The 14,174-nt window shown below is 37.4% G+C and carries 10 protein-coding genes and 1 other annotated feature; of the genes, 8 read left to right on the top strand and 2 right to left on the bottom strand.

Features of this window, described 5'->3' with window-relative positions; all coding sequences use genetic code 11:
• Positions 1-142 precede the first annotated feature (142 nt).
• The 4 genes from SNE38_RS08780 to SNE38_RS08765 all read left to right on the top strand — a co-directional run bounded on the left by SNE38_RS08780 (position 143) and on the right by SNE38_RS08765 (position 4,038).
• Positions 143-2,338 (top strand): RelA/SpoT family protein, encoded by a 2,196-nt coding sequence (locus SNE38_RS08780; protein WP_191702696.1) that lies wholly within the window; start codon positions 143-145, stop codon positions 2,336-2,338.
• A 17-nt stretch (positions 2,339-2,355) separates the two neighbouring features.
• A complete protein-coding gene (gene dtd / locus SNE38_RS08775) occupies positions 2,356-2,802 on the top strand; it encodes a D-aminoacyl-tRNA deacylase (protein ID WP_191702695.1) in 447 nt (148 codons plus the stop codon).
• A gap of 70 nt (positions 2,803-2,872) precedes the next feature.
• Positions 2,873-3,079, top strand: a complete 207-nt coding sequence (locus SNE38_RS08770) for a YuzF family protein (RefSeq protein WP_225223674.1) — start codon at positions 2,873-2,875, stop codon at positions 3,077-3,079.
• Between the two features lie 65 nt (positions 3,080-3,144).
• On the top strand, positions 3,145-4,038 hold the full coding sequence (locus tag SNE38_RS08765; RefSeq protein ID WP_191702694.1) for a manganese catalase family protein: 894 nt from the start codon (positions 3,145-3,147) through the stop codon (positions 4,036-4,038).
• A 70-nt stretch (positions 4,039-4,108) separates the two neighbouring features.
• Here SNE38_RS08765 and hisA read toward each other — a convergent pair whose 3' ends face one another.
• The gene (gene hisA / locus SNE38_RS08760; protein ID WP_191702693.1) at positions 4,109-4,870 is read right to left on the bottom strand and encodes a phosphoribosylformimino-5-aminoimidazole carboxamide ribotide isomerase; all 762 of its coding nucleotides are present in this window, start codon (positions 4,868-4,870) and stop codon (positions 4,109-4,111) included.
• 161 nt (positions 4,871-5,031) lie between these two features.
• Here hisA and recD2 point away from each other — a divergent pair, with 161 nt between their 5' ends.
• Both recD2 and SNE38_RS08750 read left to right on the top strand, forming a co-directional pair.
• Positions 5,032-7,527 (top strand): SF1B family DNA helicase RecD2, encoded by a 2,496-nt coding sequence (gene recD2, locus SNE38_RS08755; protein ID WP_191702692.1) that lies wholly within the window; start codon positions 5,032-5,034, stop codon positions 7,525-7,527.
• 340 nt (positions 7,528-7,867) lie between these two features.
• Positions 7,868-9,100 carry a NupC/NupG family nucleoside CNT transporter gene (locus SNE38_RS08750; protein WP_191702691.1) on the top strand — a complete coding sequence of 411 codons (1,233 nt, stop codon included), beginning with the start codon at positions 7,868-7,870 and terminating at the stop codon, positions 9,098-9,100.
• A 77-nt stretch (positions 9,101-9,177) separates the two neighbouring features.
• Here the strand turns inward: SNE38_RS08750 and yeiL are convergent, their stop codons facing one another.
• Positions 9,178-9,846, bottom strand: a complete 669-nt coding sequence (yeiL, locus tag SNE38_RS08745; RefSeq protein ID WP_191702690.1) for a transcriptional regulator YeiL — start codon at positions 9,844-9,846, stop codon at positions 9,178-9,180.
• Positions 9,847-9,951: 105 nt separating this feature from the next.
• Here yeiL and SNE38_RS08740 point away from each other — a divergent pair, with 105 nt between their 5' ends.
• Together SNE38_RS08740 and alaS are read left to right on the top strand one after the other, a co-directional pair.
• Entirely contained in the window at positions 9,952-11,100 is a 1,149-nt protein-coding gene (locus tag SNE38_RS08740) for an MFS transporter (RefSeq protein WP_191702689.1), read from the top strand.
• A 54-nt stretch (positions 11,101-11,154) separates the two neighbouring features.
• Positions 11,155-11,362, top strand: a binding site (T-box leader).
• Positions 11,363-11,428: 66 nt separating this feature from the next.
• Entirely contained in the window at positions 11,429-14,101 is a 2,673-nt protein-coding gene (gene alaS / locus SNE38_RS08735) for an alanine--tRNA ligase (RefSeq protein WP_225223661.1), read from the top strand.
• Positions 14,102-14,174 lie beyond the last annotated feature (73 nt).

Below are 14,174 nucleotides of genomic sequence, written 5' to 3'. Positions count from 1 at the left end.
TTACTAGCCACTGTCACAATAATTCTACAAATTTCGACTTTCTATAAACTAAATGAACGCGTGTCTTTACATTTAGTAGCTATCTTTTATACAATTGAAGTTATACTTATTGCGAAAATTAAAAGAACAGGTGGACTAATTGATGGCGAAAGAACAAATATTGGCGCCCGAAGATGTTTTCGAGCTCGTCAAATCTTATATGAATGAAGAACATGTTGCCTTTGTTGTAAAAGCATATGAGGTAGCGAAAGAAGCACATAAGGAGCAGTTCCGGAGCTCTGGAGAACCATATATTATTCACCCAGTACAAGTAGCAGGTATTTTGGCAGAACTGCAAATGGATCCTGAAACAGTTTCCGCTGGATTTTTACATGATGTCGTAGAAGATACGGACGTAACACGTGAAGATTTAGTGAATGAATTTAGTGAAGAAGTTGCCAAGCTTGTAGATGGTGTAACGAAGCTTGGAAAAATTAAATATATGTCAAAAGAAGAGCAACAGGCAGAAAACCATCGTAAAATGTTCGTCGCTATGGCTCAGGACATACGTGTCATTTTAATCAAACTGGCAGACCGTTTACACAATATGCGGACATTGAAACATTTGCCGGCTGAAAAACAGCGTCGCATTTCACAGGAAACACTGGAGATTTTTGCCCCGTTAGCGCACCGTTTAGGAATTTCGAAAGTGAAGTGGGAACTGGAGGATACGGCATTACGCTATTTAAATCCACAGCAATATTATCGAATTGTTAGTTTAATGAAGAAAAAGCGTGATGAGCGCGAAGCCTATTTAGATAATGTAATGGACGAGATCAATTCTCAGCTTCAGGAAGTTGAAATTGAGGCGGATGTTTATGGTCGTCCCAAACATTTATATAGCATCTATCGGAAAATGGTTCTTCAAAAAAAGCAATTCAATGAAATTTACGATTTGTTGGCTGTAAGAATTTTGGTCGATAGTATTAAAGACTGTTATGCAGTTATTGGAATTATCCATACATTATGGAAGCCGATGCCTGGCCGTTTTAAAGATTATATTGCGATGCCAAAGCAAAACTTATATCAATCTTTGCATACAACGGTTATTGGTCCATATGGTGACCCGCTGGAAGTGCAGATTCGTACGAAAGAAATGCATAAAATTGCTGAATTCGGTATCGCGGCACATTGGGCATACAAAGAAGGCAAAACAGTCGAGCGTAGTACGGAAAATATTGACCAAAAGTTAACATGGTTCCGTGAAATCTTGGAATTCCAGAATGAATCTTCAAATGCAGCGGAATTTATGGAATCATTAAAATTTGATTTATTTTCAGACATGGTTTACGTATTCTCGCCATTGGGGGATGTTATCGAACTTCCAGCGGGATCTGTCCCAATCGATTTTGCGTATCGTGTGCATTCAGAAGTTGGAAATAAAACAATCGGTGCAAAAGTAAACGGCAAAATGGTACCGCTTGATACCCCATTAAAAACAGGGGATATTGTTGAAGTTTTAACATCAAAACAATCATTTGGGCCAAGCCGTGACTGGATTAAAATTGCACAAAGTTCACAAGCGAAAAATAAAATTAAACAGTTCTTCAAAAAGCATGTTCGTGAAGAAAGTGTTATTAAAGGTAAAGAGCTTGTAGATAAAGAAATAAAAGCACAAGAGTTTGATATGAAGGAAGTACTGACACCTGAAAATATTAAACGCGTTATTGATAAATTCAACTATACACATGAAGAGGATTTATATGCAGCTGTTGGTGTCGGTGGCATTACGGCACAGCAAATCGTCAATCGTTTAGCTGAAAAGATGCGAAAAGAGCGTGAACAGGAAGAGGCGCTTGAAAAAATCGTTAAAAGCATGAACAATCCTACACCTAAAAAACGTACTGAATCAGGTGTTATTGTTAAAGGCATTGACAATTTACTGATTCGCCTCTCACGCTGCTGTACGCCGGTTCCAGGTGATGATATTGTCGGGTTTATAACAAAAGGTAGAGGTGTATCGGTACACCGAGCCGACTGTCCAAACATTCAGGAAGATGGAAATTTAGAGCGTCTTATTGAAGTGGAGTGGGAAAATGACGGCACACAAATACGTAAAGATTATCCAGTAGATATCGAGATTTCCGCTTTTGATCGTCCTGGTATTTTAAATGATGTGATGCACGCAGTAAGTGAAGCAAAAACGAATATTTTAGCAGTTACAGGTAGAGCTGATCGTGAAAAGATTGCAACGATTCATTTAACAATTGCAATTTCAAATATTTCAGGACTTCATAGAGTAGTTGAGAAAATTAAGCAGCTACCGGATATTTATTCGGTACAACGTGTAATTAATTAATAGATAGAGGTTATGTTATGCGAGTAATATTACAACGTTCAAAACAGGCTTCAGTAACAGTTGACGGAAAAAAAACTGGTGCCATTGATAAAGGCTATGTGCTGTTAGTTGGCATTACACATAGCGATACAGAAGAGGATGTCGCTTATGTGGCAAAGAAGATTGCGGATTTGCGAATTTGGGAAGATGATGAAGGAAAGATGAATCGCTCTATACTGGAAATGGGGGGCGACATCTTATCCGTTTCACAATTTACTTTATATGCTGATACACGTAAAGGGAAGCGACCGAGCTTTGTAGAAGCAGCTAGACCAGAGCAGGCTGAACCTTTATGGAATGCTTTTAATGAACAATTAAAAGCACATGGTTTACATGTTGAAACAGGGGTTTTCGGAGCTATGATGGATGTCTCACTTATTAATGACGGACCAATCACAATTACGATAGAATCGAAAGCTAAATAATCAATGAACGCATCACTCCTTGAAAGCATATTGTACAGTATGCATACAAAGGAGTGATTTTTTGGTTCAAATGAGTACTTTTCCAAATGCTTATTGGTTGGAAGCAATTCAAAACTATTTAGGGCAAATGGTGGCTGTACAACAAGATGGAAATCGCGTTCAACAAGGAGTTTTAGCGGCTATCTGTCCTGATTATATTGTGCTCGATGTTTGTCAAACACCGTTTTATATTCGTATTGACAAAATTGTATCGATTATGCCATTTCTAAAAAAATAATATGATTCTGGTCTACGCATCCTCAATTTGTCATAAGCTTACTATGACAATTAGGGGGTGCTTTATTGTTCCAACGCGTTAATCGTTTAGCTATTGATTTACCACAGGTTGAATATGGGGATGCAAATGCAGCAAGTGCGGTACAAGAATTGTTAGGTGGGAAATTCGGAGAAATGTCGACTCTGAACAACTATATGTATCAGTCATTCAACTTCCGTGGTAAGAAAAAATTAAAACCTTTTTATGACTTAGTGGCGAGTATTACAGCAGAAGAATTTGGACATGTAGAACTCGTAGCCACTACGATTAATTTATTAAGCAAGGATACAACGTTTTCCGGAAACCCGAATCTTGCACCGATGATGAACGCTAAAAATATGCGCAATACGCAAAGTTTCATTGCATCTGCACAAACATCTTTACCTGTCGATTCGATGGGGAAACCATGGAACGGGGAATATGTGTTTTCTAGTGGAAATTTAGTGCTTGATTTACTGCACAATTTCTTTTTGGAATGTGGGGCGCGGACTCATAAAATGCGTGTGTATGAAATGACAGATCATCCGACAGCACGTGAAATGATTGGCTATTTATTAGTGCGAGGTGGTACACATGTTGTTGCTTATGCGAAAGCAATTGAGATGGCGACAGGATTGGATGTAACAAAGATGCTCCCGATACCTAGCCTTGATAATCATGTATTTGATCACGCGCGGAAGTATGAAGATCGCGGATACGGAAATGTACTGTTTACGTGGAATTATGTAGGGGATTATCAGGATATAAACAAAATTTGGAAAGGAACACATCCATGGACAAATGCTCCCCTCATTGTAGAGGAAGGAATGCCAAAGGGTGCAAAAATGCCTGATTTAGATGAATTGCCGGAAGAATTTGCGCCTGGTATTGGTCCTGAAGAATTCCAAATGATTGCAAAACGTCTGATGGCGAATATATAAAGTAACAAGGCTGCTAAAGAAATTACTCTTTAGCAGCTTTAATTTTGCTGAAGGCTGTTATAAGTTTTGTTTAAACAATGCCTTCACAGTAATTCACAACCGTTTGAAAATCTAAGTCCCCACCAAAAATGGACAGTGCACTACCGATTGTTACATGTAATTTACCCTTTGAAATGGCTTCAAACTTTTTCAGGTCATCAAGCGAACGAACGCCTCCAGCATACGTTGTTGGAATCGTTGTCCATTCAGCCAAATCACGTACTAAATCCGCCTGCATGCCTCCACGCTTACCTTCAACATCAACTGCATGAATAAGCAGCTCATCGCAATATGCTTCAATTTCTTTTATCGATTGAGCATTTACTTCAAAATCACTGAATTTTGTCCATTTATCAGTCACTACAAACCATTTATCATCTCGCTTGCGGCAGCTTAAATCAATGACAAGATGTTCTTTACCGATTTTTTCAACTAATTGTTCCAATCGATTTAAATCAAGCAATCCATCATGGAAAATATATGAAGTGACAATGACATGTGTTGCCCCGGAATCGATATACTTTTGCGCATTATCTGCAGTAATGCCGCCACCAATTTGTAGTCCATTTGGATATGCGTGTAATGCACGAATGGCTGCTTCTTCATTCCCAGGACCAAGCATGATAACATGTCCACCAGTTAAATTGTTTTGCTGAAATAATGAAGCGTAATAGGAGGCATCCTGATCGGATGTAAAATTTTCAATGACTTCTTTATTCTCATATCCAAGCGTACTTCCGACAATTTGTTTAACTTTCCCGTCATGTAAATCAATACAAGGTCTAAAGTTCATATTTTTCACTACTTTCTCTTGAAATCTATTCCTATCATAACATTTTACTATACTAAATTAATAGAAAAATCAGACGTAACAGTTCATGCACTATATAGTAAGACAGAGCGCTGTGTGTATGATAAAATGAGCATACAATTATTAGAAAGTGTGGCATGAAAATGGCGGAAAATCTAAATTTGTTTGACATAAATAAGTTATTTATTTTAGGTCGACCTATTGTAACAATTTTTCATAATGCAACGAATATGTACTCCATTGTTCGTGTCAAAATACAAGAAACAAATCTTCAGTATGATGAAAAAGAAATTATTGTCGTAGGCTATTTTCCAAAGTTAGTAGACGATGAACTATATCGATTCACCGGACAAATGAAAAGTCATCCAAAATACGGGATGCAATTTCAGATTGAAACATTTGAAAAAGAAGTACCAACAACAGAGCAAGGGATTGTCCATTATTTATCCAGTGACTTATTTTCAGGAGTAGGGAGAAAAACAGCAGAAACAATTGTTGAGAAGTTGGGGATGGATGCGTTAACGAAAATTTTAGAAGATCCATCTGCACTTGATGCGGTTCCTCGTTTATCTGCTGAAAAGAAGTTACATATTCGTCAAACAATCGAAGAAAATCTAGGGTTAGAGAGGGTAATGGTTCGTCTCAATGAGTGGGGATTTGGACCACAGCTCGGTATGAAGATATACCAGGCATATCGTGAAGAAACCTTAAGTTTATTAACAGAAAATCCTTACCGCCTTATTGAAGAAGTAGAAGGAATTGGATTTATTCGTGCCGATGAACTTGGTGCCAAGCTAGGGATAACCGGAAATCATCCGGACCGTATAAAAGCGGCCATTTTCCATGTACTGACTAATGCAGCATTATCAGAAGGTCATGTCTATTTGGATGCGGAAATGGTACTTCCAATGGTTAAAGAAATGCTTGAGCAAAGCCAGCGTATCGAAATTCCATATGAAGCGATCTCAAAAGCAGCGATTGATATGCGAGAGGATTCAAAAATATGCGGCGAAGAAACGCGTATGTATTTACCTTCTTTGTATTTTAGTGAAGTCGGCATTGCCAGCAAGATAAATGAGCTTAAAGAAAAAAATAAAGTAGCTGAGAATTTTTCACGTGATGAAATTCGTAAAGCAATTGGTGATATTGAAGAACAGTACGATGTGACATATGCACCTACGCAAGCATTAGCTATTGAAACGGCTCTAAACTCTGCTGTTATGATTTTAACAGGTGGTCCGGGTACCGGGAAAACGACTGTTGTGCGTGGTCTAGTCGAAGTTTATGCAGAACTTCACGGATTATCATTAAATCCAAAAACTTATGCTGAAAAAGAAGAGCCGTTTCCTATTGTCCTGGCAGCACCAACTGGCCGGGCAGCGAAAAGGTTAGCCGAATCAACAGGTTTACCAGCAATGACAATTCACCGATTATTAGGTTTTAATGGTCAGGAAAAGGATGAGGAAACTGAGCGTGAAGTTGTAGGTCGCCTCATTATTATCGATGAGATGTCAATGGTAGATACATGGCTTGCCCATCAGCTGCTTAAAGCGCTTCATGAAGATGTGCAGGTCGTATTTGTAGGGGATCAGGACCAGTTGCCGCCTGTAGGTCCTGGACAAGTTTTAAAAGATCTGCTTGCATCTAAACAAATTCCAACAGTAGAATTAACTGATATTTACCGTCAGGCAGAAGGTTCTACAATTATTGAAATGGCCCATCAGATTAAGAAGGGGACTGTTCCAGAAACATTAACTGCTAAAACAACGGACCGCTCGTTCATTCAGGCCGGAACTGCACAAGTGACAAGTGTTGTTACACAAATTGTGAAAGGTGCTCTTGCTAAAGGGCAAGCAATTCGTGATATTCAAGTACTTGCTCCAATGTATAAAGGTCCGGCTGGAATTGATAGCTTGAACAAAGAAATACAACAGCTTGTCAATCCGAATGACGGAACACGAAAGGAAATCGTTTTTGGAGATACGATATACCGAATCGGGGATAAAGTACTCCAGCTTGTCAATCAGCCAGATAATAATGTATTTAACGGTGACATGGGTGAAGTGATTTCCATTATTCGAGCAAAGGAAACAGTGGAAAAGCAGGATTTGCTGATTGTTAGTTATGATGGGATTGAAGTGACATATCAACGTGCAGATTTAAATCAAATTACTTTGGCATATTGCTGTTCCATTCATAAATCCCAGGGCTCGGAATTTCAAACGGTAATTATGCCGGTAGTTCGCAGCTATTCTAAAATGCTACGTAGAAATTTACTGTATACGGGAATAACACGTGCAAAAAACTTTTTAATTTTATGTGGCGAGCCTGATGTATTAGCGAGTGGCTTAGCCAAAAATGATGATTTAACACGACTGACAACATTAAAGGCACGACTTAATCCTGAAATTGTAGCAACCGAGGTAGTAAATGAAATACCGAAAAAAGAAGAAAATGCAGTTGAATTCAATGACAAAAAACAATCAAAAACATCTACTGAACAGTTAGGCCTTCTAAATACTACATCTTCACATAAAATCGGAGAATCATTACCGAATCATTTAACGGTAGAAACTGCACCATATATTCACCCATTAATTGGCATGAATGACATTTCCCCATATGACTTTAATGAATAATAAAACCAGCTATTTTTTTCGTTATGAATAAAAATAGCTGGTTTTTTATTGTATAAAAAGTTACTGATTTCAAGATTTTTATTTGAAAATTAGGATAGTTTATCATCAATAAAATAGGGAAATGTTTTTAAAATAATAATAAAAAATTATGGGAAGTGCATAATATCTTGAGAACATTTATCAAAAAAATATAAATGTCAGAAGTTTTTAAAGAAACTATTAATTAATAATATGAATTTGATTATGTTAGTATAATAAAAACTTATATGACGTCCGAAGTTGAATGTCAAATAATGTAAAATGAAAAGGTTTTCAAAATTAAAGAAGAAGGTGCGCAAACATGGATTTCGTTTGGGGAATCATAGGTATTGTTGGAATTGTAGCGATTGCTATAGCGTTATCAAATAACCGTAAAGCAATTCAGTGGAGAATTATTATATCAGGCTTAGTTGTACAACTAATCTTCGCTTTTATCGTTTTAAAGTGGTCATATGGCCGTGAGAAGTTAATGGAACTTTCTGGAGGTGTGCAAAAGTTAATCAGTTATGCAAATGAAGGGATTTCCTTCGTTTTTGGCGGATTAGCAGATGCCGATAATGTAGGTTTTGTATTTGCGATGAGTGTATTGACGATTATTATTTTCTTCTCTTCTCTAATCTCTGTTCTTTACTACTTAGGGATTATGCAATTCATTATTAAAATTATTGGTGGCTTTTTATCAAAAGTATTAGGTACAACAAAGGCAGAATCAGTGAATGCTGCTGCAAACATTTTCGTTGGTCAAACAGAAGCGCCACTTGTTATTCGTCCGTTTTTAAATAAAATGACAAAATCTCAAATGTTCGCTGTTATGACTGGTGGACTTGCATCTGTTTCTGGTTCAGTATTAATCGGCTATTCTTTATTAGGTGTTCCTCTTGAATACTTATTGGCGGCAAGTTTCATGGCTGCTCCTGCTGGTTTGGTTATGGCAAAGTTAATGATTCCTGAAACAGAAGAAATTGATGAAGCAGATTTCAAATTAGAACGTAATTCTGAAGCTACAAACGTTATTGATGCTGCTGCTGTTGGTGCATCTGACGGTTTAAAATTAGCAGTAAACGTTGGTGCAATGTTACTAAGTTTCATCGCATTAATCGCATTGCTGAATGGTATTTTAGGTGGCGTAACTGGCTGGATAGGTAACTATACAGGATGGACAGCCTTAGATAACGTAACCCTTGAAGGGATTTTAGGGTATGTATTTGCTCCGTTGGCATTTTTAATTGGTGTACCATGGGATGAAGCGGTTCGCGCTGGTTCGTTTATTGGTCAAAAACTAATTTTAAACGAATTCGTAGCCTATTCTAACTTCGGTCCTATGATTGGTGAGTTTACGGATAAGACAGCGATTATTATTTCATTTGCCCTATGCGGGTTTGCTAACTTAAGCTCAATGGGTATTTTAATCGGTGGTCTTGGTGGTATGGCTCCTGAAAAACGCAGCATGATTGCAAAACTTGCCGTTAAGGCAGTTGCTGCAGGTACGTTAGCATCACTACTATCAGCTGCTATTGCAGGTATGTTTATTTAAACTTTTTTATTTTGTTCAAAATATAAGAAATTATTTTATAGGAGACTGTGCTAAAAATTACTTTTAGCACAGTCTTTTTAATACGTAATTTCGCTAGCGAGTTTTTCTAATGCTTGTCGATTTGTTAGTACATATCCCCGATCTTTCTTCGTTAAGTATTCTTCTTCGCAAAAATGTGCAAGAACAAATAATAAGTGTCGGTATGATACCCCTAAATATTCGCATACCTCTGTATGTTTTTCTTTATAGAATTGTTGATCAGACGATAGTAAAATGAATGATGCGAGTCTATTTTCTAAAGGATAAGCCTGGTTTTGTGTATATTTGGCTGTCGCATTCATTGTCTTTTGACTTAAAAAAAGACAGAGCATTTTTAAAAATACCGGATCAGCTAATAATTTTTCCTTTACTTCACGTATTGAGATTGCAAAACAAATGGATGTTGTAACGGTCTGGATGCCTTTTGAATAGCGCTCCGCATTTAATAACTCCATTTCTCCCATAAAAGTAGGAGATGTTATAAAATCAATAAGAGAAATTTTTCCGTTTTTATGTGTAACATATAATTTCGCTTTTCCTTCAATCATGTAATATAAATAATCAGGAAATGAATGCTCATGGAAAATATACTCTCCTTTATCAAATTCATATACTTGGATAAAGGGAGTAATATCAAATGAAAAATATTGAGAAATAGGGTAATGCTCAATATAATGTTTACTTTCTTCTAGTGATAACTTTCTCAAATTATAAAGCAACTCCTTAATAGAAAATATGAGATATCTCACATTATTGTACAAATTGTCGTGCTATTATTCAACATTATAAGAATGGAAGAAGGCTGTATTATTATGAACAATCAGCGTTGGCTGGCAAAGAATTTTTTTATGTTCTTTATTACATGGGGTATTTTTTTACCTTATTGGACAGGCTGGCTTATTAATGACAAAGGTTTAACCGTTTCAGATGCGAGTATTATAATGGGGTTTGGTTTAGTTGCACGAGCAATATCAACAATCCTAATTTTCCCGTATGTATCAAAAATAATGAGTAATAAAAATGTACTCGTATTCTTCACAGTAGCGTCTTTAGTAACCGCAATACTCTATGTACCGATCGATTCTTTTATAGGCTTATTCATCATGACGATGCTTTTTAGTGCATTGTATCCGGCATTATTACCAGCAGTGGAAAGCAGCGCAGCGACATTAATGCAACACGGGGGAATTCATTATGGAAAAGCACGTTCACTTGGCTCATTCGGATACGTAGTTGCTGTGTTAATTATTAGTATGATTACGGGAATGTACGGCGAGCAAATGATTTTATGGGCAATGATTTTCGGTTTAACAGCATTATTAGCAATTCAATTAATGCCTGCCCCTGATGTATTGAGTTTAGCTCCTGCAAAGGAAACAGGAAAATCATTATCGATGAAAGGGCTTTTCGATGTAAAAAGTTTCATCGTCGTATTATTTGTAGTTATTCTACTTCAAGGAGCACATGCATCTTACTATAATTATGGATATATATATTTACAGGAGTTAAATGTAAATCCGTTTTATATTGGAATGATTTTGAATGTAGCAGTGTTATTTGAGATTATATATTTTTTAAAGGCAGATACGTTTTTAACGAAATGGAAGCCGTCTTCGTTAATGTTACTGGCGGCAATTGGCTCTACTGTTCGCTGGATTTTAATATATGCTTTTCCGAATATGCCAATGTTTATTGTGTCACAGGCACTTCATGCCCTGTCATTTGCAATGGCGCATTACGCATTCATTCGCTATATTTCTCAAGCTTTACCGAAAGAACAAATTCCTAATGCACAGGGGATTTATTCTGCGCTTGCAATGAGTTTAAGTGCAGCCATCTTAACTCTTTTAGGAGGAGCTCTGTATGAAATCGAGCCTAGTTTGGCATTTTTAGGAATGGTTATTTGTACAGTACCAGCCATTGTTTTGATCTTATTAACGAAAAATCGTTTTAATTATTAAGGATTGCGGATTGACAGCACGAAATCAATTTTTTATAATGAAGAACATATATATATGAAAACGATGATGGAACAAGTACGTATTGGACTTCGTGAGCAGAAAGAGATTTCTAGGCTGAAAAAATCTCCGCGAAAATTACGGAAAGCTACTCCAGAGTGCAGCTAATACCTGCCGTATGCTTACGTTAAAAGCACTTGAGATATAATGCTTATTGCATTATAAATTAGGGTGGTACCACGAGATAATAGTCTTCGTCCCTTTACCGGGATGAAGGCTTTTTTTGTGCCCAATTCATCGTACTTCAAAAACATTATAGGAGGAAATAATTATGACTACAAAAACAATGACAGGTTCTGAAATTCGTCGTCTATATCTTGATTTCTTTAAAGAAAAAGGGCATCACATTGAACCATCAGCACCATTAGTACCAATCAATGACCCATCACTTTTATGGATTAACTCAGGAGTTGCAACATTAAAGCCATATTTTGATGGACGTATTATACCGGACAATCCACGTATTACAAATGCACAAAAATCGATTCGTACAAACGATATTGAAAACGTAGGGAAAACTGCGCGTCACCATACTTTCTTTGAAATGCTGGGGAATTTCTCAATCGGGGATTACTTTAAAAAAGAATCCATTCATTATGCTTGGGAATTTTTAACGGATGAAAAATGGATGGGCTTTGACCCGGAAAAATTATCAGTAACGATTCATCCTGAAGACCAAGAAGCGTATGACGTATGGCATAACGAAATTGGAATTCCTAAAGAGCGTTTAATCCGTTTAGAGGGGAATTTCTGGGATATCGGAGAAGGTCCTTCTGGTCCGAACTCAGAAATTTTTTATGACCGCGGAGAAGAGTATGGTTTTGGTGCACCACCAGAAGAAATGTATACAGGTGGGGAGAATGAGCGATATTTAGAAGTGTGGAATTTAGTGTTTTCTCAATTCAATCACAATCCTGACGGGACATATACACCACTACCGAAGCAAAATATTGATACAGGTATGGGTCTTGAGCGTATCGTTTCTGTCGTACAAAATGTACCAACAAACTTTGATACGGACCTTTTCATGCCGATTATCGAAAAAACAGAAAGCTTTGCTAACCGTTCATACAAACGTCCACATGAAGTAAATTTAAAAGAGATTTTCGGTTCAGCAGAAGATATTAACACACCATTTAAAGTAATTGCGGACCATATTCGTACAGTAGCATTTGCAATAGGTGACGGAGCATTGCCATCAAACGAAGGACGAGGCTATGTTTTACGTCGTTTATTACGCCGAGCAGTTCGTTATGCGAAAAAAATCGGTATTGAAAAGCCATTTATGTTTGAATTAGTTCCGACTGTTGGGGAGATTATGCAAGATTTCTATCCACAAGTAAAAGAAAAGGAAGCATTTATTCAACGTGTTATTAAAAACGAAGAAGTTCGCTTCCATGAAACACTTGATGGAGGACTGGCAATCTTTAACGAAGTAGTGGAGAGCCAAAAAGCAAAAGGTGAAACAGTTATTCCTGGCGCGGATGCATTCCGTCTTTACGATACATTCGGTTTCCCAATCGAATTAACGGAAGAATATGCAGAAGAAGTTGGTATGACAGTAGATCATGATGGTTTTGAAGCTTCTATGGAACAACAACGTAATCGAGCTCGTAACGCGCGTGCAGATGTGGATTCTATGCAAGTGCAAAACGAAGTACTTTCAAACTTAAAACAGCAATCAACATTTATTTATGATGCATTTGAAACTTCAGCAAAAATTGCTGCAATTGTTGTAAATGGTCAAGAAACGACAACGGCTAATGAAGGAGAAGAAGCATTAATTATTCTTTCTGAAACACCATTCTATGCTGAAATGGGTGGTCAAATTGCCGATACTGGTGTCATTGAAGCAGACGGATTTACAGCAATTGTTAAAGATGTTCAAAAGGCGCCAAATGGTCAACCGTTACACACTGTTGTAGTGGAATCAGGTGAAATGAATGTTGGGGATGAGGCTACTGCGAAAGTAGATGAATCAAAACGTAAATTAATCCTTAAAAACCATACAGCAACACACTTAATGCACCGTGCCTTAAAGGATGTATTAGGTGACCATGTAGCACAGGCAGGCTCTTACGTTGGACCCGACCGTTTACGTTTCGACTTCTCTCACTTCGGTGCAGCAACGAAAGAGGAGCTTGCACAAGTAGAGCGTGCAGTAAATGAAAAAATTTGGGAAGATATCGAAGTCGTGATTCAGGAGATGGATATCGATTCTGCAAAAGCAATGGGCGCAATGGCTTTATTCGGTGAAAAATATGGTGATGTTGTACGCGTAGTAGCTGTTTCGGATTATTCGATTGAGCTATGCGGTGGATTGCATGTAAGCCGTTCTTCAGAAATTGGCATTTTCAAAATTGTTTCAGAAGGCGGTATCGGTGCAGGCACTCGTCGTATCGAAGCTGTAACTGGTAAAGCAGCATATGAAGCTATTAAAGAAGAAGAAGCAATTTTAAATGAAGCATCTGCTCTTTTAAAAGCAAATCCAAAAGATGTAGCAACACGCGTAGCAGGTCTACAGGCAGACTATAAACAATTACAACGTGAAAATGAATCATTATCACAAAAAATTGCAAATGCACAAGCAGGCGCAGTATTGGATGCAGCACAAAAAATAGGTGATGTAACGGTACTTGCAACAAAAGTGGATGCAAAAGATAATAATCAATTACGTCAAATGATGGATGATTTAAAAGAAAAAATGCAGGCAGCTGTTATTGTACTAGGTGCAGTAGATGGCGATAAAGTAATGCTATGCGCAGGTGTAACGAAAGATATCGTAGGTGGTAACTACCATGCAGGTAACATTGTAAAGGATGTTGCTGAAGCATGTGGCGGTAAAGGCGGCGGCCGTCCTGATATGGCTATGGCTGGTGCTAAAGATGCTTCAAAACTAGAAGAAGCGTTAAATGGAGTCTATGAAAAAGTAAAATCTTTCTAAACATCTAAAATTTACTACTAGCATATTTGAAGTGCTTGCGGGAATAAGTTATAATGATAAAAATGGAGATGGG

The organism is Solibacillus ferritrahens, from assembly GCF_037027585.1.
GTDB lineage: Bacteria > Bacillota > Bacilli > Bacillales_A > Planococcaceae > Solibacillus > Solibacillus ferritrahens.
The sequence above is the reverse complement of the archived record's forward strand: the minus strand, read 5'-3'. Positions and strand labels throughout refer to the sequence as shown.